At 65.4% G+C, this 22,559-nt stretch carries 18 protein-coding genes; 14 read left to right on the top strand and 4 right to left on the bottom strand.

Going from position 1 to position 22,559, the window contains the following annotated elements; genetic code table 11:
* The first annotated feature begins 176 nt into the window (after positions 1–176).
* The 11 genes from A7D17_RS05510 (at position 177) to hglS (ending at position 10,135) form a co-directional block, all read left to right on the top strand.
* A complete protein-coding gene (locus tag A7D17_RS05510; protein ID WP_064508211.1) occupies positions 177–968 on the top strand; it encodes a hypothetical protein in 792 nt (263 codons plus the stop codon).
* 152 nt (positions 969–1,120) lie between these two features.
* Positions 1,121–3,094, top strand: a complete 1,974-nt coding sequence (locus A7D17_RS05505; protein ID WP_064508179.1) for an XVIPCD domain-containing protein — start codon at positions 1,121–1,123, stop codon at positions 3,092–3,094.
* Positions 3,095–3,559: 465 nt separating this feature from the next.
* A complete protein-coding gene (locus tag A7D17_RS05500) occupies positions 3,560–4,267 on the top strand; it encodes a M15 family metallopeptidase (RefSeq protein ID WP_082861768.1) in 708 nt (235 codons plus the stop codon).
* Between the two features lie 144 nt (positions 4,268–4,411).
* Complete coding sequence (locus A7D17_RS05495; protein WP_064508178.1) at positions 4,412–4,606, top strand: CPXCG motif-containing cysteine-rich protein; 195 nt, start codon at positions 4,412–4,414, stop codon at positions 4,604–4,606.
* Positions 4,607–4,770: 164 nt separating this feature from the next.
* A complete protein-coding gene (locus A7D17_RS05490) occupies positions 4,771–5,148 on the top strand; it encodes a hypothetical protein (protein ID WP_064508177.1) in 378 nt (125 codons plus the stop codon).
* A 225-nt stretch (positions 5,149–5,373) separates the two neighbouring features.
* Positions 5,374–5,742 (top strand): EF-hand domain-containing protein, encoded by a 369-nt coding sequence (locus A7D17_RS05485; protein ID WP_064508176.1) that lies wholly within the window; start codon positions 5,374–5,376, stop codon positions 5,740–5,742.
* A 187-nt stretch (positions 5,743–5,929) separates the two neighbouring features.
* Positions 5,930–6,367, top strand: a complete 438-nt coding sequence (locus A7D17_RS05480; RefSeq protein WP_064508175.1) for an EF-hand domain-containing protein — start codon at positions 5,930–5,932, stop codon at positions 6,365–6,367.
* Between the two features lie 26 nt (positions 6,368–6,393).
* Entirely contained in the window at positions 6,394–7,152 is a 759-nt protein-coding gene (locus A7D17_RS05475; RefSeq protein ID WP_064508174.1) for an HAD family hydrolase, read from the top strand.
* Positions 7,153–7,409: 257 nt separating this feature from the next.
* Positions 7,410–7,973: a hypothetical protein gene (locus A7D17_RS05470; RefSeq protein ID WP_064508173.1), complete on the top strand. Its 564-nt coding sequence runs from the start codon at positions 7,410–7,412 to the stop codon at positions 7,971–7,973.
* Positions 7,974–8,066: 93 nt separating this feature from the next.
* Entirely contained in the window at positions 8,067–8,621 is a 555-nt protein-coding gene (locus A7D17_RS05465) for a hypothetical protein (protein ID WP_239692145.1), read from the top strand.
* 146 nt (positions 8,622–8,767) lie between these two features.
* Positions 8,768–10,135 (top strand): 2-oxoadipate dioxygenase/decarboxylase HglS, encoded by a 1,368-nt coding sequence (gene hglS, locus A7D17_RS05460; RefSeq protein ID WP_064508171.1) that lies wholly within the window; start codon positions 8,768–8,770, stop codon positions 10,133–10,135.
* A gap of 886 nt (positions 10,136–11,021) precedes the next feature.
* Here the strand turns inward: hglS and A7D17_RS05455 are convergent.
* From A7D17_RS05455 to A7D17_RS05440, 4 genes are all read right to left on the bottom strand, one after another.
* Entirely contained in the window at positions 11,022–11,408 is a 387-nt protein-coding gene (locus A7D17_RS05455) for a VOC family protein (protein ID WP_064508209.1), read from the bottom strand.
* A 115-nt stretch (positions 11,409–11,523) separates the two neighbouring features.
* Positions 11,524–14,664, bottom strand: coding sequence for an efflux RND transporter permease subunit (locus A7D17_RS05450; RefSeq protein WP_064508170.1), 3,141 nt, complete (start codon positions 14,662–14,664; stop codon positions 11,524–11,526).
* A 145-nt stretch (positions 14,665–14,809) separates the two neighbouring features.
* Positions 14,810–18,058, bottom strand: a complete 3,249-nt coding sequence (locus tag A7D17_RS05445) for an efflux RND transporter permease subunit (protein WP_064508169.1) — start codon at positions 18,056–18,058, stop codon at positions 14,810–14,812.
* A gap of 94 nt (positions 18,059–18,152) precedes the next feature.
* Entirely contained in the window at positions 18,153–19,391 is a 1,239-nt protein-coding gene (locus tag A7D17_RS05440) for an efflux RND transporter periplasmic adaptor subunit (RefSeq protein WP_064508168.1), read from the bottom strand.
* Between the two features lie 466 nt (positions 19,392–19,857).
* Here A7D17_RS05440 and A7D17_RS05435 point away from each other — a divergent pair, with 466 nt between their 5' ends.
* The 3 genes from A7D17_RS05435 to A7D17_RS05425 all read left to right on the top strand — a co-directional run bounded on the left by A7D17_RS05435 (position 19,858) and on the right by A7D17_RS05425 (position 22,543).
* Positions 19,858–21,165 carry a M20 family metallopeptidase gene (locus A7D17_RS05435; RefSeq protein WP_064508167.1) on the top strand — a complete coding sequence of 436 codons (1,308 nt, stop codon included), beginning with the start codon at positions 19,858–19,860 and terminating at the stop codon, positions 21,163–21,165.
* A 169-nt stretch (positions 21,166–21,334) separates the two neighbouring features.
* Positions 21,335–22,150 carry an NADPH-dependent 7-cyano-7-deazaguanine reductase QueF gene (gene queF / locus A7D17_RS05430; RefSeq protein WP_064508166.1) on the top strand — a complete coding sequence of 272 codons (816 nt, stop codon included), beginning with the start codon at positions 21,335–21,337 and terminating at the stop codon, positions 22,148–22,150.
* 99 nt (positions 22,151–22,249) lie between these two features.
* Positions 22,250–22,543 (top strand): LysM peptidoglycan-binding domain-containing protein, encoded by a 294-nt coding sequence (locus A7D17_RS05425; protein ID WP_064508165.1) that lies wholly within the window; start codon positions 22,250–22,252, stop codon positions 22,541–22,543.
* Positions 22,544–22,559: the final 16 nt, after the last annotated feature.

Here is a 22,559-nt window from a genome sequence, read left to right as displayed (position 1 = left end):
TGCCGCCCCTGGTGTCGGGGCCGGACTGGATCGCTGTTGTCCGTTGCCATCCTACAAGCAGCCGGTGCTGCATGCGGGCCGCGCCGTGTGTAGAAAGACCAGGATGGTGATATGCGTGGTTGCAACTGCGGCATTGCGTGTCAGCTGAGGGCTTTCAGCTTTTTAACGACGACAGGATGTTCTGGCTATGTCCAAAAAAAACGGTCGCGGCAGTGACTGACGTGGTGCCCTATGCGAGTAGCGCGCTTTATCTGATTTACGGCATGGACGGGAACGGCGCCACGTCGTACGAGATCGATAATGGCGCAGTGGCGACGTTCTGGTGCGGTCAGCACTTCGATCTGGACGGCAAGCATTACTACACGGGTTTCGCCTACGCCACACCTAACAAGTATGGACGCGATGCCGAAGAGACGTTTCCTGACCCGGACCAGGGTGTCTCCATTAGCCAGGCTACATTTCTGCTGGTCGCCCCGGGCAGTGAACGGCCATGGATGCTGTTCCATGCACAGCAATATGTCGGCACTTTTGGCACTCATGAATGCGCCGACACGCGCGACGAAAAGCGACCCACCCAATCCTTCGTCCTTAGCAACGGACACCTGCTGTTGGCGGTTCCGACGTCCAGTTTCAATAATGGCGTGAGTAGCACGGCATTTGCGTTGTTTACGTTCGACCCAGTCAAGAACGATCTAGGCGATTATCAGGGTTGGACCTACCACGGCACGCTTGCTGCAGGCGAAGACAACGGCGCCAGCAGCGACGAGGAGGGCAGTGTTCCGCATGTCAGCAGCACGGGTTCCTTACGCGTGCATCCCGCCTCCGATGCGTTGATGCCAACCCTGGAGGTCGTACTACAGGGCACCGTCGTCGCCGGTTCAGGTAAAGCCCGCGTGCTTGATGCAGCAGATGCGGTGCGCTACGGCTACGACGAGGCAAGCGTGCAGTACACACCACTAGGTTTTTAGAAATCCGCGGCGCGATACGGGCTCCGCGCGCTGAGTGCCGCCGCCACACCCATCACTGCAATTTTGTTAACCGCGAACTCAAGCTAAAGGACGAGCTCGGTTGACTCTGGCGGCGTAAGCCGCTGTTTCCCAACCTCAAGGAGTAAGACGAGATGGCACGCGATTACACGAAAGCCGAAAACCTGAACATCATCGAGAATGAAGCCAAGCAACGGCACATTCCGGTGGACGATTTCATGCGGTTTGCCTACATCGAAACTGGTGGAAATTTCAACGAACAAGCCAGCCGTGGGGCGAGGGGCGCGAAGGGGTTATTCCAGTTCACTCCAGGCACGGCCGAGGCTTACGGCATCCGTGGCCAGGAGCTCGATGCCGTTGCGAATACCGACGCGGCAGCGCGGCTGTACCAGGACAACCAGAAGTCCTTGACGCGGCAACACGACCGCGATGATCGTCCCTACCTCTCCGGTAAGCCGCAGCCCGATGGTCTGGACATGTATATGGCGCATCAACAGGGTGCTGGCGGGTATCGTTCGATACAGGCGGCCGTGGCCACCGGAAGTTTTCTGCGAGACGACACCCGCCCCAACATTCTCAATAACGTTCCGCGCGAAAAAGACGTGGCCGGTGCCAACCAATTCGAAGCCTATGCCGGCAGGTCGCTGGCGGACTTCAAGAAGATGTCTGACCAGGACATGGCCAAGACCTTCATCAAGTATTGGGACACCAAGTTCGACCATATCTCGATCCCCGAAAAGGGCATCAAGCCGGTCACCGATACGGTCGGTCAGGCGCCGGTGCAGGCTGCTGAGCCTGGTCAGCAGCGCACCCAGGCAACACCGCAAACATCCAGCGCCGCGGCACAGGCCGCGCCAGCGGCGACCAAGCAAGGCGCTGAAGGAATCTCCCTCAATGCTGCGCACGCCATGGGAGTCAAATATGACGATGTGCAATATGCGATCAACATCAAGGGCCACAAGCTTTATCACCCGGGAGCGGATGGAAAGCATCTGGAGCAGGGCTATATCGACTGCTCCGGTTGGGTGAGCGAGCTGCAGAACGCCACCATGCGCGAGATCAACCAGAAGGCCGGCAGGGACGTGTTCGGGCGTCAGGACATGCTTGCGCAGGGCATGAACGGTTCTGGTGGCATTGTCAAAAAGGCGTTCGATAGTTCCGGCGTGTTGCTGCAGGGGCAGGACATATTCAAACCGGGTGCGTTGAAGGAAGGTATGGTCATTGGCGTGGATGCCGGCAATACCAAACACGAGCATTGGAAGGGAATCGATCACATCCTGATGGTAGTGCGGGACCCCAAGAGCGGCGAATTGCAGGTCAGTCAGTCAAGCGGGTCCAAAGGCGTCAATACCATGCCATTGGATGATTATCTGGCCGCGAACAAAAACGCCAAGCTGTTTGCATCCGACCCTCTCGCCAAGGCGCGTGACCTCTTGCAGGACAAGCAACAGGTGCAGTCACAGACCCAGGATGCCCGCGAATCGTTGAAGCCAGGTCAGCAAGGGGATGATGTTAGGAAAATGCAGCAGGGGCTGATCGCGCTCGGCATCAAGGACAACAGCGGCAATCTGCTCAGTGGCACGGGTTTCTATGGAGACAGGACCAAGGAGGTCGTTGCCAACCTGCAGCGTGAAAGAGGCCTCGAGCCTACCGGCATGGCGGACAAGGCAACGCTTGAGGCATTGGGCAAGCAGCAGGCGCAGGCCAAGTCGGCGCCCGATTCCAAACAGTCCCCCCAGGCTGCAATGAGCGAAAATCCACTGGTGAAGCAGGCGATGGAGCAACTCGAAAGGCATGGTCCCAATGGCGGCTTCAAGAGCCGTGATGACATGCAACGTGCCGCGGGTCAGCTGGCCTTCGAAGCCAAGGTCAGCGGCATGTCGCGGATTGACGATCTGGTGGCGAGTACCGATGGCAAGGGATTGATTGCGGTGCAGCGCAATCCGAATAATCCGTTGGACGTCAATCGGGCCTACGCCGACAAGCAGCATGCTGCCACTGTGCCGCTTGAGCAGAGTCAGCAGCAGTTGGCATCCGAGACGCAGCGGCAGAGCCAGGAAGATCAGCGGACACAGGTAGCGCAGACACAAGCTGCTCCCGCGCGATAACCCGTGCGATACGGCCGCGTCCTCACTGGCGCGGTCGTTCGCAGGCACGCGGTCAAAATGGTGGGCATGATCCTGCGATAATTGGATTTCCATGCTGCTGCTTGCCATGCAGGAGCAGGAGCGGTGGATAGGAACTTGCCGAATGAACTTCCGTTCACCTCGCCCAGGTCCTGCGAATATGCCTTGCAAGCAGACTTGCTGACTCCATCGGCAGATCGAGCTGCGCGCGTTGCCGCCTGCGACGCCGTTGTCACGCAGCTATGCAGTCCAGTGGAGGGTGGGCGGAAGCCTGCGCAGTCCGGCGAGGGCGCTTGATGGCATTTGGGAGTCTGGCGCCCAGGCCAATGCGTTGCGGATCGTCTCTTGCCGGGTTGCATCTTCGAGTGACGTTTCGCGCAGGTGATCGCCTATGCTTTGCGCATGTTACCTCGCCGCCAATTCTGCCTCACGCCATCGCGCGGACGAATGCATCCGCCGTGTTGGGTTCTGGCTGCGGTGTGGACTGCCTGCGTCAACTTCAGCGCCAGTGCCACGCCAGCCATCTCGCCGGCCAGGACCGCGGCACAGGCCGGCCTGGTCGATGTGCGGCAGCTTGCGCCGAACATTGCGGTGGACATGCGTTACGCCGGGCCCCACAACTTCACCGGGCGCGTGGCGCCGGGGTATCTGGCGCCAACCTGTTACCTGCTGCGTCCTGCCGCGCAGGCCCTGGCGCGGGTGGCGCGCACACTTGAGGCCGATGGTTATCGCTTGCAGGTGTTCGACTGTTATCGGCCGGCGCGGGCAGTGCAGGCATTCGTGACCTGGGCGGCAGACCTGCAGGATCAATCGACCAAGGCGCAGTACTACCCGCGCGTGGACAAGCGCGCGCTGCTGGGCGACTACATCGCCGAAACCTCCGGACATAGCCGCGGGGCGACGCTCGACCTGGGCTTGCTCGATTGCCGCAGTGGCGCATGCCAGCCGGTGGCGATGGGGACCGATTTCGATTACTTCGATGCGCGTGCGCATACCGACGCACCCGATATCACCGCCACGCAGCGTCTGCATCGCCAACACCTGGTGCGCGCCATGGCGGCGGAGGGGTTTGCCAACTATCCGATGGAGTGGTGGCATTTCACCTATCGCCCCGAGCCGACGCCGGACACTGCCTACGATGTGCCGGTCGATTGAGCGCGCCCGGCAGGATGGCGGTCGCCGAGCGTGCGCCGCCAGAGCTCGCGCCCCTCGGAGCGTCCGTACACTGCGTCGGTGCACGCGCGTGATGTCCCGTTGCACGCTGCTCGCTACTGTTGGCCCGCTGCCTGAGGAAGTGTCATGTCCGACCCGGAACGTTTTATGGATGTCGCCTGCCCGTACTGCGGGGAGTGGATCACGCTCACCCTGGACCTCAGCGGCGGCGACCAGCAATACATCGAAGATTGCCAGGTCTGCTGCAAGCCGATCTCGGTCACCGTGCAGTGGGATGAAGACGGCGATGCGCAGGTGACGGCACGAGGGCAGGACGACTGACGTTTTTTCCCCGGGTGTGGATGCGCAGCTGCACCATCCTGCGTGCCGAGACTGCGGCCTGGTGGCGAGCAGCCCGTTCGCGCGTTCGGTCAGCGATTCGGATTGGCCCCGGCCTGGCCGCCCTGAGCCGCTAGACTGGCACGCCTGCCGCCTGGATCGCCACGATGAATCTGCCCCTGCACTTCGGCCTGCTCGGTTCGCTGGAGGCCGGCTTGATCGCCTTGGTGCTCGGCATCCTGATCTTCGCCGGGGTTGAACACCTCGGACGGCGCCTGCAGTTCACCCATGGCCACACCCTGGGCATCGCCTGCCTGCTGGCGGTGGCACTGGGTGCTGGGTACGACATCTGGCATCTCGTCTACACCAGCATTGTTCGGTTGGAGTCGCCGCTGTACGCCCGTCTGGCGCTGTCCAAGATCCACGATCCGAACGAATTGGGATCGCGCGTGGTCCTGGAAGTGGCCGGAGCGCTGGCCGGGGTGGTGCTGGGTTGGAAACTGTTCAGTTCCGGAAGCTGGGACGACGATGCACCCGCTGCCTGAAAAGGCGCCGAAAAAGGCGGCACGTTTCGCACAAATTCGCCTATTGAATGCTCAGCTTCGGTTTGACTCACCAGGGCCTAACAGCTGGCTAGACGCATCGCGATGCGCTGTGGTTAAAACGACGTTTCGTGGGAAATTGCGGCGGGTTGGGCATTCATTTGCGATGGGTAGGGTGGTGCCATGTGCGGCGACACCGCGCATTCCCAAGCACAAGGAGACCACCCAATGAAGAATCGCAACCGCACCTCTCTGCTCGCCGCCACCGCCGCTCTGGCCGCCGCCCTGGCGCTGCCGGCCATGGCGCAGAGCACCTCCCAGGATGCTGCGGCGCAGTCTGCAGCGCAGACCGGGACTTCCGCCAATAGCGCGCAGGCAAGCGGACCGAGTTCCGGCGGCGGCCAGACCTGGGCCAGCGTGGACACCGACAGCGACGGCGCGATCAGCAAGCAGGAAGCGCAGGTCAATGCGGGATTGGCGCAGATCTTTGACCAGGCCGATGGCAACACCGACGGCAAGCTGACGCCCGACGAATACAAGGCCTTCGTGGCCAAGCAGCAGGGTGGCGGTAGCGCAACTGGTTCGCAGGGCAACTAAACCCTAGCGTCGATCGGTAGTTCCACCGCTAGCGCGATGACAGTGCTGCACGCGACTTAGCTTCAACGCGTGGCACGACATATCGCATAGATCAGGATGGATGCACGGGAGCGACCTGCCAGGGTCGCTCCCGTTTTCTTTACGCCTAGCGCGCTACGGTTGGGCAATCCAACTCCGGCCTGTGTCCATGTCGCTACGCTTTCCCGTGTTCGCCGGTCTGTGGATTCCGTTGATCGCATTCGCTGCGCCGCCGGAGTTGCCGCCGGCCACGCAGTCGTCCGCACCAGCAGCGCCACCGGGCGCCGTCAACCCGGCGATGTCGCCCTTGCCGGTTGAGCCGCCGCCTCCGGCGACCACGCCGCTGTTGCCCGCCGAACCGGTGGGCCCCTCGCGTGCCAAGGGTGGAGCCGAGGCTGCGGTTGCGCCGACGGCGGGCACCCTGGCACCGCGCAGCTTTCGCACGCTGGACACCGACGCCGACAGCTCGTTGACCCCAGCCGAGGCCAATGCGGATCCGATCCTGCGCGAGAACTTCGCCAGTTTCGATGCCAACGGCGATGGACGCCTGTCGCGTGACGAATTCGCCAGTTATCAGCCCGGGCCAGGCGACGCGGCAGGCGACTGAGTGTGGTGCGCTGCTAGACTTGTGCGATGACCTCTCTTGCACAGCGCGATGGCCAGGCGATCCAACTGGTCGGCTTCGACGGCGACGATACCCTCTGGAAAAGCGAGGACTACTACCGCCAGGCCGAAGCGGATTTCGAAGCGATTCTGGCCCGCTACCTCGACCTGGGCGATAGCCGCATGCAGCAGCACCTGCTGGCGGTGGAGCGGCGCAATCTCAAGGTGTTCGGCTATGGCGCCAAGGGCATGACGCTGTCGATGATCGAGACGGCCATCGAGCTGACCGACACGCGCATCGACGCGCGCGACATCCAGCGCATCGTCGAGATCGGCCGCGCCACCTTGCAGCACCCTGTCGAGGTGATTGCAGGCGTGCGTGAGGCGGTCGGCGCCATCGCTGCCGACTACGCGGTAGTGCTGATCACCAAGGGCGACCTGTTCCACCAGGAGCAGAAGGTCGAACAGTCCGGCCTGTCCGACCTGTTTGCGCGCGTCGAAGTGGTGTCCGAGAAGGATCCCAAGACCTATGCGCGCGTGCTGGCTGAATTCGACCTGCCGGCGCAGCGCTTCGTCATGATCGGCAACTCGCTGCGCTCGGACGTGGAGCCGGTGTTGGCGATCGGCGGCTGGGGCATCTACACGCCCTACGCGGTGACCTGGGCGCATGAGCAGGAACACGGCGTGGCCGCCGACGAACCGCGCATGCGCGAAGTGCCCGATGCCGCACGTTGGCCGGCCGCCGTGCAGGCGTTGGATGCATTGGCCCGGCAGCACGCGCTAAGCTAGATCCCACGGCCCGCGCCCGCTATATGCCGGCTGGCGGACGCGACCGGCGTTGGCAGCCAGGGCGGTCCAGGCGCATCAGGTGGGTAGCCAGTGTCCGCCGCTGGTGCGCTCTCACGGCGTTGCAGCGCAGGCCCGGCTGCAGGCATGGCGGAACGCCGGTGTGCGGATGAAGTGAGTCGACACGTGGGCGCCTGGGGTGCCCGTTAACAGGACGTTCCGGCCGAACGCGCATGTGCGGCCGATCTTGGAGGAGTGCCATGAGCATGTTGTCCGTCATTCGTCGCGCAGGGTTGCCCGTGGTACTGGGGTTGTTGGTCGGCGCGGCGCCGCTGGCCGCGGCCGAACTGGAAGAGGAAGTCGTCAACCCGAGCGAGGTGATCTTTCGCAACGGGCAGCCCTACTACGACGATGCCGGTGACCAGGTTCGCCTGCGAACGCGGCAGGTAGGCGGAGAAACGGTGTATTTCCGCATGGTGCGCTTCGACCGGGAGCATGGGTATGTGGATGCGCAGGGCCAGAGCATCGCGGTCCTGCAGTCGCGGCCCGCTGCAGGCGATCGCGGTGATGCACTCGGCTTCGACCGCTCGTTTGACGATCGCTACGGCGGCTATGGCTATGGTCCGCGCCTATCACTGGGCGCATCGCGCAACCGGCCCCATGGGCAGATCTACTATGGCAACGGCCTGTATGGCCCGGACCCGTACAGCAGCCCGCACAACCGCGATGCGCGCCAACGCTATGTTGGCCCCGGCTACGTGGGTGCCTGCGACCTGAGCGGCTGCCGCGAAGTGCATACCTTTGGCCTCTACGATCTGCGCTGAGACGCACATCGCCTGACACCGGCGCAGGCATGCGGCATCATTGGCTGCATGGCTGTTCCATGCCCCTCCCGATTGCGATTGCTCCCCGTGCTGATGGCCTTGCTGGTTCCGGTGCTGGCGGCTGCCCAGAACGCGCCGGCATCCGCCGCTGCGGCCGGCACGCAGGAGAGCGCGCCCGCGGCGATGCCCGGTACCGGCGATGCGTGGGTGGACCAGCATCTGGCCGACATGGGTAGCTACGCGCAGCGCTATCCGGACAGCTTCATCGACGAGGTGGCGCGCTACACCGACACCCCGCGCGGCTACGTGCGTGCGTTGCTGCAGGTGCATGGCTGGCACGCCGGCGATATCTATTTCGCTTGTTTCTGGGCGCAGACCATGCAGCTGTCGTGCCGCGAGAGCGTGCGCGCCTACAGCCGCGATCACCATGACGGTTGGGAGGGCGTGGTCACGCGGCTGCCGGTGACGCCGGACAATGCGCACATGCGCGCGCTGCGGCACGCCATCGTTGCCAGCTACGACCGCTGGGAGCGCCCGATCACCCTGGACGCGCTGCTGCGTCGCCAACTCGGCGACCACGCGCAGCGGTTGGAAGCCGCGCGCGATGCCAGCGAGGCGGCCGAGGCGGCGGTGCAGGCAGGGCTGTAGCACCGCAGGGTGTGCAAGGTGTGCGCGCAGGCTGTCTGCGCGCCAACACGCAGCGGCGATGCTGCCGTGCAGCTGGTCGCCGCGGGGCGCGGTCGGCGAGAATGCAGGTCACGCCGGCATTAGCCAGCTCCTGCCAAGACCCGTCCATGCGCGATACCGTGTTTGTCTCTCCCGATCACATCCGCAGCCTGTTCGCGCAGGCGATGTCGGACATGTACCGCGCCGAAGTGCCGTTGTACGGCAACCTGATGGCGCTGGTGGCGCAGGTCAATGTGCAGACGCTGCAGGCCGATCCGGCGCTGGCGCAGCGCCTGCAGCGCAACGACGAACGCGCGCGGCTGGATCTGGAGCGGCATGGCGCGATCCGGGTCGGCACCGCGGAAGAACTTGCGACCTTGCGCCGGTTGTTTGCGGTGATGGGCATGCATCCGGTGGGCTATTACGACCTGTCGGTGGCCGGCGTGCCGGTGCACTCCACGGCATTCCGGCCGATCGACGAGGCCGCGCTGTCGGCCAATCCGTTCCGCGTGTTTACCTCGCTGCTGCGGCTGGAACTGATCGAGGATGCCGCGCTACGTGCGCAGGCGGCGCAGATCCTGGAGCAGCGGCAGATCTTCACCGACGCTGTCGTGGAGTTGATCGAACACTGCGAGCGTGTCGGCGGGCTCGATGCCGGGCAGGCGCAGCGCTTCGTGGCCGAAGCGCTGGAAACCTTCCGCTGGCATGGCGATGCCACGGTGTCGCTGCCCACCTACCGCGCGCTGAGCGATGCGCACAAGTTGATCGCCGATGTGGTGAGTTTCCACGGCCCGCATATCAACCATCTGACCCCGCGCACGCTGGATATCGATGCGGCGCAGGCGCAGATGCAGCGTGCCGGCATCGACGCGAAGGCGGTGATCGAAGGGCCGCCGCGGCGGCGCGTGCCGATCCTGCTGCGCCAGACCAGTTTCAAGGCGCTGGAAGAACCCGTGCGCTTTGTCGGCGATGGCGGGCAGCCCGAGCACGGCACGCATACCGCGCGCTTTGGCGAGATCGAACAGCGCGGGCTTGCGCTGACGCCCAAGGGCCGCGCGCTGTACGACGCGTTGCTGGCGCAGGCACGCGATGCCGACGGCGCCGGCAGCACAGGTACCGATTACGCCACGCGCCTGCAGACTGCCTTCGTGGCCTTCCCCGATGACGAGGCATTGCTGCGCCAGGAAGGTCTGGGCTATTTCCGCTATGCGCTCACCGAGGCCGGCCGCGCCGATCCGGCGCAGGTGGCGGCGATGCCGGCCGAAACCGCCATCGCGCTCGGCCTGGTCAGCGCCGACCCGATCGTCTACGAAGATTTCCTGCCGGTCAGCGCGGCCGGCATCTTCCAGTCCAATCTGGGTGGTGCCGAGCAACGCGCCTATGCCGCACATTCGAGCAAGCGCAGTTTCGAGCAGGCACTGGGCGCGCAGGTACACGACGAATTCGCGCTATATGCGCAGCTGGAGCGCGACTCCCTGCAGGGCTTGCTGAGCTAGCGTGTGGTTGGCATCAGACCGGGGTAGCCGGGAGCCCGTCGAGGCGATTACCGCAGACAGGCTCAACAGGCAGCTAAGTGATGCAGTGTTGACGCTTTCGCTGACCGGGCCTTGCTATCTGTTTCAGCGAACAGTGCGCTCTGCATGATCAGCGTGTTGCTTGGTACTTCGGTGCATCGACGCCAGCTCTCAGCGCGGCTTGCTCGAAGTGCATGACGGAATGCGGATGCGCGGATGGGGACCTATTTCGCCGCGATCGGGAGGATCTGCGTCGTCCTGGCTCCCTGGCTCGGCACCCGTCGATTGCATGTCGTGTGGTCGGGCGCAATGGCGTCCGGAACCGTCCAAGGCCACGAGACGCGCGAGTCCGACGGTGCCGTTTTCCATTTGCCGGCGGTGTCCTTCACCGACGCGGCAGGACGGACGCATCGATTCACCTCCGCGGCATGCGGATGGGGCCGGCGCCTGCCGTGGGCACGCGCCTCACCGTTCGTTAGCTGCCGTCGAACCCGGCCATGGCCTATGCCGCCGGCTTCCTGTCCACGTGGGCCGCGTCGCTGGTGTTGTTGGTGCTTGGGGTTGCCGGTGTCGTCGCGGCTTGGCGGTACCGAGTGCGCCCCCGTTGCGGCTTGACTCCACTCGGTCTGTTCCGGCGTATGCATTGAGGTAGCGCGTGCTGGCAGCAACGCCTTGTCGCCGGCAGTGCTGCGGTGCCGAGCAAGGCCGCCTGGGCGTTGGCGTGGCGGTCATGTTCGGCCAGCGCGCCAGCCAGCGCCGATCAAACCATTGCGCGCGATGCGGGCAGCGGCCGGCGCCCCCCTCGCTGCCACCCCCGCTGTGCTCCACGGCGGCGAGGCGGGATGGGAGAGCAGCGTTGCCCGACGCGTCAGCCCGGCGTGCCGCTGCTGTGGAAGATCTCCCACAGCCGGCCATCCAGATCGGCGAAGCCGTGCTGGTACATGAAGCCGTCGTCCTTCGCCTCGCTGCTGATCTGCGCGCCGGCGGCGCGTGCCTTGTCGATCAGTGCGTCGACCTCGTCGCGACTGTCCACGGCGAGTGCGGTAATGGTTTCGGCCGCGCTGGCGGTATCGCATACCGGCTTGTGGCTGAAGCCCTGGAAGAACGGTTTGACCAGCAACATCGCGAAGATGTTCTCGCCCAGGATCAGGCAGGTGGCATTTTCGTCGGTGTAGACCGGATTGAACTGGAAGCCCAGCGCGGTAAAGAAGGCGACCGAGCGTGGCAGCGATTCGACCGGCAGGTTGACGAAGATTTGCGTGATCCTTCGGTGGCGTCCTTGATGTGAGGATTGACGGGCGGTTCTGCCTGAGACGGCTAACGATGACTCGCACCGGCCCACTCAGGCTGGTGCGAGTGCTGCAGTTGTCTCAGTGCGCCGACGCCGCCGGGCGCCGGGCCGCCGCGCGTTCGGCACGCTTTGCGCGCTTGCGGGCGCGACGCGCCTTCCAGCGTTCGCTCAGGCACGAGAAGATCACATACAGCGCCGGGGTGCTGAGCAGGGTCAGGCTCTGCGAGAACACCAGCCCGCCGATCATCGCGATACCCAGCGGGCGGCGCAGCTCGGAGCCTTCGCCCAGGCCGACCGCCAGCGGCACCGCTGCCAGGATCGCCACCATGGTGGTCATCATGATCGGGCGGAAGCGCACGATCGAGGCCTCGCGTGCGGCCGCGCGCGCGTCCATGCCATGCACGCGCTGCGCCACCAGTGCGAAGTCGATCATCATGATGGCGTTCTTCTTGACGATGCCGATCAGCAGCACCAACGCAATCATCGAGATCACCGACAGCTCGGTATTGGTCAGGAACAATGCCAGCAGCGCGCCGACACCGGCCGCCGGCAGCGTGGACAGGATGGTCACCGGATGGATCAGGCTCTCGTAGAGCATGCCCAGCACGATGTAGACGGTGAGCACGGCCGCCAGCAACAGCACGCCCATCGAGTTGGGGCTGAGCTGCACGTTGAAGCTGTCGTCGCCGCTGAGACGGATGCCGTCGGGCATGCGCAAGCCGTCCACGGTGGACTTGATGATCAGATCCGCCTCGCCGGTGCTCACGCCCGGTGCGAGGTTGTAGCTCAGATCCATCGTGGTGTACTGGTTTTCATGGATGATCTGCGGCGGCGCCAGGCCGGGGGTCTGGGTGGCGACCGCGGTGATCGGCACCATCTGCCCGGCGCGGTTGGGCACGAAGATCTGGTCCAGCGCCTTGGGCGTGGCGGTCTGCGAGGGCAGCGCATTGACCACCACGCTGTACTGGTTGAGATCCGAATAGATGGTGGAGATGGAGCGCTGGCCGAACGCGCCATACAGCGCGCCGTCGATCGCACCGACCGTGATTCCCAGGCGCGCGGCCTTGGCGCGGTCGATCACGATGTTCTGGCGCAGGCCGGCGGTATCCACGTCGGTGCCGACATCGCGCAGGCGCGGGTTCTTCTTCAGCGCGGCCTGCAGCTTGGGCAGCCATTCCTGCAACTGCGCCAGGTCGTTGCCCTGCAGCGACACGCGGTACTGCGCGCCCTGGCTGGTGCCGCCGCCGCCGTCGCTGGGCAGGTCCTGGATGGCGCGCAGGCGCAAGTCCAGGTCGGGGTAGCGGTCGGCCTTGGCGCTCAGCCGTGCGACCACCTGCGCGGTGGTATCGCGGCGGCCCTCACTGCGTTTTTTCAGCTCGATATTGAACGACGCACTCGACCCCTGACGGCCGGAGCCCAGCCGTGCGCCGACGGTCTTCACCGCCGGGTCGGCCATCAGCATGTCGGTGATGCGGCGCTGGCGGCTGACCATGTCGGCGAACGATACCGTGGCGCTGGAATTGGCTCTGCCCCAGATCAGGCCGGTGTCCTGCGCGGGGAACGAGCCCTTCTTGACCGCACCGCCGAGAAAAATGGTGGCGGCGATCAACAGCAAGGGCGTCAGCGACAGCAACAATGCGTGGCGCAACGAAAAGTCCAGCGCCACGGTGTAAACGGCGAGCATGCGCTCGTGCATGCGGTCCAGCCAGGCGCCGAAACGGCCGGGCTTTTCCGGCTCGGTATGTGCCGACAGGAAGCGGCTGCACAGCGCCGGGGTCAAGGTCAGCGATACCAGCATCGACACCACGATCGCCGCCACCAGGGTCACGGTGAATTCGCGGAAGAACGCGCCGACCATGCCGCTGGCGAACAGCATCGGAATGAACACCGCCACCAACGACGCAGTGATCGAGACGATGGTGAAGCCGATCTCGCGCGCACCGGTCAGGGCGGCCTCAAGGCGCGGCATGCCTTCGTCCAGATGCCGCATGACGTTTTCGATCACCACGATCGCATCGTCGACCACGAAGCCAATGGCGATCACCAGCGCCAGCAGGCTCAGGTTGTTCAAGGTGAAGCCCAGCACGTACATCACCAGCGCCGAGCCTGCCAGCGACAGCGGCACGGTGACGGCGGCAATCAGTGTGGGCGCGAGCCTGCGCAGAAACAGCGCCATGGTCAGCACCACCATCGCCAGGCTGATCATCAGCGTGGCCTGCACCTCGTGCAGCGAGGCGCGAATGGTGGGCGTGCGATCGAAGTAGGGCGTGAGCGTGGTGCCGGGCTGCAGATACGCGCGCAACTCGGGAATCTGCGCCTTGACCTGGTCCACGGTCTCGACGATGTTGGCGCCGGCGCGGGTGAAGGCATACATCACCACGGCCGGTTTGCCGTCGAACCAGGCGGCTTGGTAGGCATCCTGCTGGCCGTCGTAGACGGTGGCCACATCGGCCAGCCGCACGATGCGCCCGTTGGATTGGGTGGAAATCGCCAGCTGCGCGAAATCGGCGGCCTTGGATACCGAATCGTTGGCGATGATGGCCATGGTGGTGTTGCCGTCGGACAGGAATCCGGTCGGCGAGGTGACATTGGCCGCGCGCACCGCGTTGCGCAGATCGTCCGGGGTCAGGCCCAGCGCATTGAGCGCGCGCAGGTCCACGTCCACGCGCACTGCCGGCGTGGAGGCACCGGCGATGTCGACCGAACTGATGCCGGTGATCTGGCGCAGCCGTTGCGCCAGCAGCGAGTCGGCGACGTTGTACAACTCATCGGCCGACTGGGTGTCCGAGGTCAAGGCGATGGCGATGACCGGGTCGTCGTTCGGATTGGCCTTGGAATAGATCGGCGTGCCGAGCCCGGAAGGCAGGTCCGATTGCGATGCGTTGATCGCGGTCTGGATGTCCTGCGCGGCCGAATCGATGTTGCGATTGCTCTGGAACACCAGCACCACCAGGCTGCTGCTCTCCGAGCTGGAGGAGCGCATGCGGTCGATGCCGGGCAACTGGCCCAGGTGGCGTTCCAGCGGCGCGGTGACGGTGGATGCCATGGTGCTGGCATCGGCACCGGACTGCGTGGCGTGCACGAAGATCACCGGGATCTGGATGTTCGGCAACGCCGCCACGCCCAGCCGCAGGTAGCACATCAGTCCGATCACGAACAAACCGATCGCCAGCAGCGAGGTGCCGATCGGGCGCTTGATGAAGGGCGCGGAGATGTTCATGGGGTGACTGCCGGGAATCGGGAATCGGGATTCGGGAATCGGTAAAGGCCAAAGCCAAAGTCAAAGCCAAAGCAGATGCCACTGGCGCAGGCGCGCCAGCTAAGCTGCGGGCCTGCGCGCCGATCTGCGATGCCGCTAGCGGTCCTCATGCCGGGCGCTCCGAGCGTGGAACCGAAGCCGCATCGCCATGGCGTGCCGCGCGCCGCGCGCGCCAGGCGCGCAGGCGCTCGCTGGCGCGTTCCATGTACAGGTAGATCACCGGTGTGGTGTACAGCGTGACCAGCTGCGACAGCAGCAGGCCACCCACAATCGCGATGCCGAGCGGGCGCCGCAGTTCCGAGCCGATGCCGGTGCCCAGCGCCAGCGGCAACGCGCCCAGCATGGCGGCGGCGGTGGTCATCATGATCGGGCGGAAGCGCAGCAGGCAGGCGCGCCGGATCGCCTCGTGCGCGTTGGCGCCGTCGCGGCGGGCGTCGATGGCGAAGTCGATCATCATGATCGCGTTCTTCTTGACGATGCCGATCAGCAGCACGATGCCGACGATGCCGTCCACCGACAGGCTCAGCCCGCACATCATCAACGCCAGCAATGCGCCGACACCGGCCGGTGGCAATGTGGAGATGATCGTCAGTGGGTGGATGTAGCTTTCGTACAGCACGCCCAGCACGATGTAGATCACCACGATCGAGGCCAGCAACAGCCACACGATATCGGTCTGGCTGCCGGTGAATTCGGCGGCCTTGCCGACGAATTGCGCGTGCACCTGGGTCGGGATCTTGAGGTCTTCGCGCGCCTTCTCGATCGCCGCCACTGCCTGCGACAACGAGTGCCCCGGCGCCAGATTGAACGAGATGGTCACCGCCGGCAGCTGCTGCTGGTGGCTCACCACCAACGGCGTGTTGGTGACCTTGGCTTCGGCCAGCGAGGCCAGCGGAATGATGCTGCCGGCGCCGACCACGATGCCGGTGTTCTGGTTGCCCACCCCGGTGGCGGTGGACGAGTTGGACGAGGTCACCTGGCCGAAGCTGGTGGCATTGGTGCCGGTCAGCGCGCCGCTGCCGTTGCTGGCCACCGCCAGCTGATTCATCAATGCGGTGCTGCTGCGGAATTCCGGCGCCACTTCCAGCACCACCCGGTACTGATTGAGCTCGGTGAAGATGGTGGAGATCTGGCGTTGGCCGAAGGCGTCGTACAGCGTGTCGTCGATGGTCTGCATCGGCACGCCGAGCATGCTGGCCTTGTCGCGATCGATGGTCAGCTCCAGCGCACGTCCCTGATTGGCCAGGTTGTTGTCCACATCGGCCAGCTCGGGCAGCTTGCGCATCGCCTCGGTCATGCGCCCGGCCCAGGTGGCCAGCTCGGTGCTGTCCACATCCGAGATCGAATACTGGTATTCGGTGGCCGCCACGCGGGTGTCCAGGGTGACGTCCTGCACCGGCTTGAGGAACAGCGCAACGCCCGGAATGCCGGCCACGGCTTTCTGCAGCCGCGGCAGCACCTCATCCAGGCCCTCGCGGTCCCCGCGCGTCTTCAACACGATCGACAGCTGGCCCTGGTTGAGCGTCGGGTTCATGGTGCCCGCACCGATGAAGGCGGCCACGCCGGTCACCGCCGGGTCCTTCTTCAGCGCTGCTGCCACCGCCTGGGTGCGCTCTTCCATCTGCGGGAAGGCCACGTTCTGGTCGGCCTGCACCACGCCGGTGATCAGGCCGGTGTCCTGTTCGGGCAGCAGGCCCTTGGGGATCGCCACATACAGCACCACCGTCAGCGCCACCGCGCCGATCGCCACCGCCAGGGTCAGCGGCTGATGGGCAAGCACCCAGTCCAGGCTGCGCTCGTAGGTGCCCACCGTGCGTGTCCACAGATTGCGCTTGCCGGCGGCCGCTGCGCGTTCGTGCGCGTCCTCGCCTTCGGGCAGTGCGTCGGGCTTGAGCAGGTAGGCGCACATCATCGGCGTCAGCGTCAGCGACACCAGCATCGAGATCACCACCGCGATCGACAGCACCCACGCAAACTCATGGAACAACCGCCCGGTCACGCCCGGCATCAGCAGCAGCGGCAGGAACACCGCCACCAGCGATACGGTCAGCGACAACACGGTGAAGCCGATCTGCTTGGCGCCGATCTCGGCCGCTTCCGGCCCGCTCTTGCCCTGTTCGATGTAGCGCACGATGTTTTCGATCATCACGATCGCATCGTCGACCACGAACCCGGTCGCCACCACCAGCGCCATCAGCGACAGGTTGTCCAGCGACATGCCGGCGAACGCCATCACCCCGAAGGTGCCGGCCAGCGACAACGGCACCGCCACCGAGGGAATGATGGTGGCCCACAGCCGGCGCAGGAACACGAAGATCACCGCCACCACCAGCGCGATGGTCAGCACCAGGGTGAACTTCACCTCGTGCACCGAGGCGCGGATGGTTTCGGTGCGGTCGGAGAACACCTCCAGATGCACGTCGGCCGGCAGCACCGCCTGCAGCTGTGGCAGGATGCTGCGGATCTGCTCCACCGTCTGCACGATGTTGGCGCCGGGCTGGCGGCGGATTTCCAGCAGCACCGCCGGCTTGCCATCGGCCCAGGCGGCGAGCTGGTCGTTTTCCACCCCGTCCACCACCTTGGCCACATCGGCCAGCCGTACCGGGCGGCCGTTGGCGAAGCTGATGATGGTCTCGCGGTACTGCGCCGCGTCGGTGAGCTGGTCGTTGGTGCCGATGCTGTAGGACTGGGTCTTGCCGTTGAGCGAGCCCTTGGGCGCGCTGACATTGGTCTGCGTCAGCGCGCTGCGCAGCGACTCCATGGTCAGGCCCATGTTCGACAACTGCGCCGGGTTGACCTGGATCCGCACCGCAGGGCGCACGTTGCCGGCGATCGACACCAGACCCACGCCCGGCACCTGCGACAGGCGCTGGGCCAGGATCGCATCGGCGTAGCGGTTGACCTCGCGCAGCGGCAGCGAGTCGGAGGTGAGCTTGAGCGTGAGGATCGCCGCATCGGCCGGATTGACCCGGTTATAGACCGGCTGGTACGGCAGCGACGAGGGCAGGGTGGCCTGGCGGATCGCCGCCTGCACGTCCTGCGAGGCGATGTCGATGTCGCGGTCCATCGAGAACTGCAGAATGATCGTGGACAGGCCGGCCGACGAGTCGGAAGTCATCATCTGCAGGCCGGAGATCTGCCCGAACTGGCGCTCCAGCGGCGTGGTCACCAGCGAGGCCATGGTGGTCGCGTTGGCACCGGGGTACTGGGTGGTCACGACCAGGCTGGGCGCGTCGATTTCCGGCAGCGCCGACACCGGCAATTGCCGGTAGCCCAGGATGCCCAGCAGCAGGACGCCCGCCATCAACAACGAGGTGGCGATGGGGCGGCGAATGAAGATGGTCGAAAAGCCCACGGGGGGAATCCTTGCTGAAGACGTCAATCGGTGCCGGCGCGCAGGGCGCCGACGCGCACTGGCGGCGGGGTGTCCCGCCGCCAGTGGTCAGGCATTAGCGCGGGCCACCGCCGCGACGGCCACCGCCGCCGCCCTTCTGCTTGTCCTGCGCTGCCTTGAGCTCGGCTTCGGTAGGCTCGGGCGGGGTCTCGCCCGGCTTGAGTGCGCTGACCTTGCTGCCCGGCTTGAGCCGGAACTGGCCTTCGGTGACCACGCGCTCGCCAGGCTTGAGGCCCTTGGTGACCTGCACATGGCTGTCGTCCACCTCCACGCCCTGCACCACGGTGCGCATCTGCGCGGTGTTGTCGTTGCCCACCACGTAGACGTAATCACCGTCCGGGCCGCGCTGCACGGCCTGGGTCGGCACCACGGTGCCGTCGGCGATGGTGCGCAGCTGCAGCCGCACGTTGACGAACTGCCCCGGCCACAAGGCGTTGTCGGTGTTGTCGAAGATCGCACGCGCCCCGAAGGTGCCGCTGTCGGCGGCGATGCGGTTATCGATCACATCCAGCTTGCCGTCGCCGCTGATCACATGCGCATCGCCGCGATCCAGCGCGGCCACGCCCAGCGGCGCCGCCGCCTGGCCGCTGCGCACCGCCTGCAGCTCGCGTTCGGGCAGGTTGAAGGACACGTAGATCGGGCGGATCTGGGTCAGGGTGACGATGGTCGAGCTGGCGCTGACGATGTTGCCCACGTCCACCCCGCGGATGCCGGCGATGCCGTCGATCGGCGCGGTGACGCGGGTGAACTGCAATTGCACCTGCGCCGAGCGCATCTGCGCATCGTTGGCGGCCACCGCGGCCTCATACTGCGCCACCTGGTTACGCTGGGTATCCAGGTCTGTGCGCGAAACGTACTGCTTGTAGGCCGGGTCGTTGGAGCGTTGATAGTTCACCCGCGAGGTCGCCAGCAGCGCCTGGTTCTGGCGCTTGGCCGCCAGCGCCTGGTCGTAGCTGGCCTGCAGCGTGCGTGGGTCGATCTGCGCCAGCAGCTCGCCCTTCTTCACTTCCTGGCCTTCCTTGAAATTCAGGCTCATCAGCTGGCCGCCGACCTGCGGGTTGACCGTCACCGTGTTGAGCGCGGTCACCGTGCCCAGCGCACTGGCATAGACCGGCACGTCCTGGGTGGTGGCAGCCACGACCGTGACCGGGACCGGGCCGCTGTTTTCGGTGCCGTTGCCGTCCGGCGCGCCGGCCCGTTTGCCCTGACTGCCCCCGCCCATCATCCGCATTGCGACGAACACCACGACGAGCACCGCTATGACCAGCAGTGTGATCTTCCAAAAACGCGACATGCGACAACTCCTGAGGACGGGCCGGGCGCTGGGGGGCGACCGTGGGGCGGCTTTGGGAAGCATATCGTTGCCACCAGGCAATTGAGCGTTACTGAAGTAACGGCTCTCCGGGCGAAACGACCGCACCGTTCACGGATGCGTGCAGCGGCAACGCCTCAACGCCGAAACGGTTGACCGCCGGGCTGAATCGGGCCCTACCGCCGCCGCAACGGGCGCTGCAGACAACCCCGACGACGTCGGCCATGCATGACCGCTGCTCGCCGGCCAGTCGTCGCGCCCGGAGGGACGGCCGTGCCTGCGCCAGCTACCGCCGCACCACGGCCCATCCAGCCGGGCGACTGGCGCCTGTTGCCATGCCGGCCCCGCCGCGACGCACCCATGTCCGCGCTGCACGAAAACACCGCGATGGGCGCGACCTGATCGCGCAGGTGGACTACAGTGCAGATCGTTCATGAGAGGATCGTTGATGCGCCACTCCTGCCTGCTGTCCAGCGCGCTGTTGCTCGCCCTGCCCATGCTTGCCGCCGCGCAGACCGCGCCGCGCCCCGAGGTCGCCGCCGTTGCTGCCACGCTGCAGCCCAAGGTGGTGCAATGGCGCCGCGACTTCCACCAGCATCCGGAACTGTCCAACCGCGAAGAGCGCACCGCCGCCACGGTGGCCGCGCAGCTGCGCAAGCTGGGCCTCAAGCCGCGCACCGGTATCGCCCATCACGGCGTGGTCGCCATCATCAAGGGCGGCAAGCCCGGTCCGAAGATCGCCTTGCGCGCCGACATGGACGCGCTGCCGGTGACCGAACAGACCGGCTTGCCGTTCGCCTCCAAGGCCACTGCCGAGTACCGCGGCGAGCAGGTCGGGGTGATGCATGCCTGCGGCCACGACGCCCACACCGCCATCCTGCTCGGTGTGGCCGAAGCGCTGGTGGGGATGCGCGACCAGCTGCCCGGAGAGGTGATGCTGATCTTCCAACCCTCTGAAGAGGGCGCGCCGGGCAACGAGGAAGGCGGTGCCTCGCTGATGTTGAAGGAAGGCCTGTTCGCCGACTTCAAGCCGCAGGCGGTGTTCGGCCTGCATGTGTTCTCCAGCGTGCAGGCCGGCAAGATCGCGGTGCGCAGCGGCCCGCTGATGGCCGCGTCGGATCGCTTTGCGATCAAGATGATCGGCCGCCAGACCCATGGCTCGGCGCCGTGGAACGGCATCGACCCGATCGTGGCCAGCGCCGACATGATCTCCACCGCGCAGACGGTGATCAGCCGCCGCGCCAACCTGTCCAAGCAGCCGGCGGTGCTGAGCTTTGGCGCGATCAAGGGCGGCATCCGCTACAACATCATCCCCGACGATGTGGAAATGGTCGGCACCATCCGCACCTTCGACGAAGGCATGCGCCAGCAGATCTTTGCCGACCTGAAGAACGTGGCCGAGCACACCGCTGCCGCGCATGGTGCCAAGGTGGACGCGAAGGTGCCAGACCAGGACGGCAACCCGGCCACGGTCAACGACCCGGCCCTGACGGCCAAGATGCTGCCCAGCCTGCAGGCGGTGGTGGGCGCGGACAACGTCTACGAGCCGCCGTTGCAGATGGGCGCGGAAGACTTTTCGTTCTATGCCCAGCAGGTGCCGTCGATGTTCTTCTTCGTCGGCTCCACCGCCAAGGGCATCGACCCGGCCACTGCGCCCAGCAACCATTCGCCGCAGTTCCTGCTGGACGAGTCCTCGTTGGATGTGGGCTTGCGTGCGTTGTTGCAGGTATCGCTGGATTATCTGCAGCAGGGGTGAATCGGGAATAGGGAATCGGGAATCATGTGTAGTTGCGCGGTTTCCGCTGAGCGTTGGTGATCGACCGGGGCGGCGGGCAGCCTGAAGGCCTGCCGTCTCTGTCGCCAGCTAGGTGCTCCAGCATCCGCTATATAGCGCACGGCCAGTCGGCTCGGCCTAAAATGGCGCGATGAATACCCCAGAAGATTCCACCCTTGGTCGTGAGGTCGCCTATCCCAGTGGCTACGACCCGTCGCTGCTGTTTCCGATTCCGCGCGCGGCCGGGCGCGAGGCGATCGGGCTAACCGGTGCGCTGCCCTTCATCGGGCGTGACCGCTGGCATGCCTACGAGCTGAGCTGGCTCGATGCGCAGGGCAAACCCTGCGTGGCCACCGCCACCTTGCATGTGCCCTGCGACTCGCCGTCGCTGATCGAATCCAAGTCGCTCAAGTTGTATCTGAATTCGCTCAACGCCACCCGCTTCAACAGCGCCGAAGCCGTGCGTACACGCATCGCCACCGACCTGTCCACGCGGGCCGGCGCCGACGTAGCGGTGGAATTCGGTCTGCCGCCGATCGATGCGGTGGGCGAGGGCGAATCCATCGATGCGCTGGACATCAGCATCGACGACTACGGCCCGCCCAACGCCGCGTACCTGTCGGCGCACGCACAGCCCGTCGTGGAAGAAGTGCTGACTTCGGCGCTGCTCAAATCCAACTGCCCGGTCACTGGCCAGCCGGATTGGGCCAGCGTCACGTTGCGTTATCGCGGCGCGCCGATCGATCGCGAGGGTCTGCTGCGTTATCTGGTGAGTTTCCGCGACCATGCCGAATTTCACGAGCAGTGCGTTGAGCGCATCTTCAACGACGTCATGCTGCGATGTGCGCCCGAATGGCTGGTGGTCGAGGCGCGCTACACCCGCCGTGGCGGGCTGGACATCAACCCGCTGCGCAGCTCGCCCAGCGTGCCCATGCCGCTGTCGATCTTCCGCGATTTGCGTCAGTAGTCGGCGGTCGCATGATCGCGCCGGCTTCACGACGGCGCGATCCTTGCTTAACAGCGCGCCGCGCACCCTGCCTGCACCATCTGCACAGGGTTCGCCGCAATGAGTGCCGACAAGAAAGCCGATTTCTCCAACGTCACTGCCTCGGTCGACAGCACTGCCGATGTCGCGCCCGCAGCGGATTTTTCCAACGTGCGCTCCAGCGTGCAAAGTACCGCGCAGCTGGTGGGTGAAACCGTCACCGTGCAGGCAGGCGACAGCCTGTCCAAGATTGCCAAGCGTCATTTGGGCGATGGCGCGCTGTGGCCGCGCATCTTCGAAGCCAACCGCGACACCTTGCAGGATCCGGACAAGATTTTTCCGGGCCAGGTGCTGCATCTACCGCCGAAGGCGTAAGCACACCCACCGTCGC

It is taken from the genome of Xanthomonas floridensis (genome assembly GCF_001642575.1).
GTDB lineage: Bacteria > Pseudomonadota > Gammaproteobacteria > Xanthomonadales > Xanthomonadaceae > Xanthomonas > Xanthomonas floridensis.
The sequence above is the reverse complement of the archived record's forward strand: the minus strand, read 5'-3'. Positions and strand labels throughout refer to the sequence as shown.

Bases quoted from the DNA above. Each gene is read 5' to 3' on its own strand.
- A7D17_RS05510 (WP_064508211.1), top strand. From the start codon at position 177: ATGTTCTGGCTATGTCCAAAAAAAACGGTCGCGGCAGTGACTGACGTG.
- A7D17_RS05505 (WP_064508179.1), top strand. From the start codon at position 1,121: ATGGCACGCGATTACACGAAAGCCGAAAACCTGAACATCATCGAGAAT.
- A7D17_RS05500 (WP_082861768.1), top strand. From the start codon at position 3,560: ATGCATCCGCCGTGTTGGGTTCTGGCTGCGGTGTGGACTGCCTGCGTC.
- A7D17_RS05495 (WP_064508178.1), top strand. From the start codon at position 4,412: ATGTCCGACCCGGAACGTTTTATGGATGTCGCCTGCCCGTACTGCGGG.
- A7D17_RS05490 (WP_064508177.1), top strand. From the start codon at position 4,771: ATGAATCTGCCCCTGCACTTCGGCCTGCTCGGTTCGCTGGAGGCCGGC.
- A7D17_RS05485 (WP_064508176.1), top strand. From the start codon at position 5,374: ATGAAGAATCGCAACCGCACCTCTCTGCTCGCCGCCACCGCCGCTCTG.
- A7D17_RS05480 (WP_064508175.1), top strand. From the start codon at position 5,930: ATGTCGCTACGCTTTCCCGTGTTCGCCGGTCTGTGGATTCCGTTGATC.
- A7D17_RS05475 (WP_064508174.1), top strand. From the start codon at position 6,394: ATGACCTCTCTTGCACAGCGCGATGGCCAGGCGATCCAACTGGTCGGC.
- A7D17_RS05470 (WP_064508173.1), top strand. From the start codon at position 7,410: ATGAGCATGTTGTCCGTCATTCGTCGCGCAGGGTTGCCCGTGGTACTG.
- A7D17_RS05465 (WP_239692145.1), top strand. From the start codon at position 8,067: ATGGCCTTGCTGGTTCCGGTGCTGGCGGCTGCCCAGAACGCGCCGGCA.
- hglS (WP_064508171.1), top strand. From the start codon at position 8,768: ATGCGCGATACCGTGTTTGTCTCTCCCGATCACATCCGCAGCCTGTTC.
- A7D17_RS05450 (WP_064508170.1), bottom strand. From the start codon at position 14,664: ATGAACATCTCCGCGCCCTTCATCAAGCGCCCGATCGGCACCTCGCTG.
- A7D17_RS05440 (WP_064508168.1), bottom strand. From the start codon at position 19,391: ATGTCGCGTTTTTGGAAGATCACACTGCTGGTCATAGCGGTGCTCGTC.
- A7D17_RS05435 (WP_064508167.1), top strand. From the start codon at position 19,858: ATGCGCCACTCCTGCCTGCTGTCCAGCGCGCTGTTGCTCGCCCTGCCC.
- queF (WP_064508166.1), top strand. From the start codon at position 21,335: ATGAATACCCCAGAAGATTCCACCCTTGGTCGTGAGGTCGCCTATCCC.
- A7D17_RS05425 (WP_064508165.1), top strand. From the start codon at position 22,250: ATGAGTGCCGACAAGAAAGCCGATTTCTCCAACGTCACTGCCTCGGTC.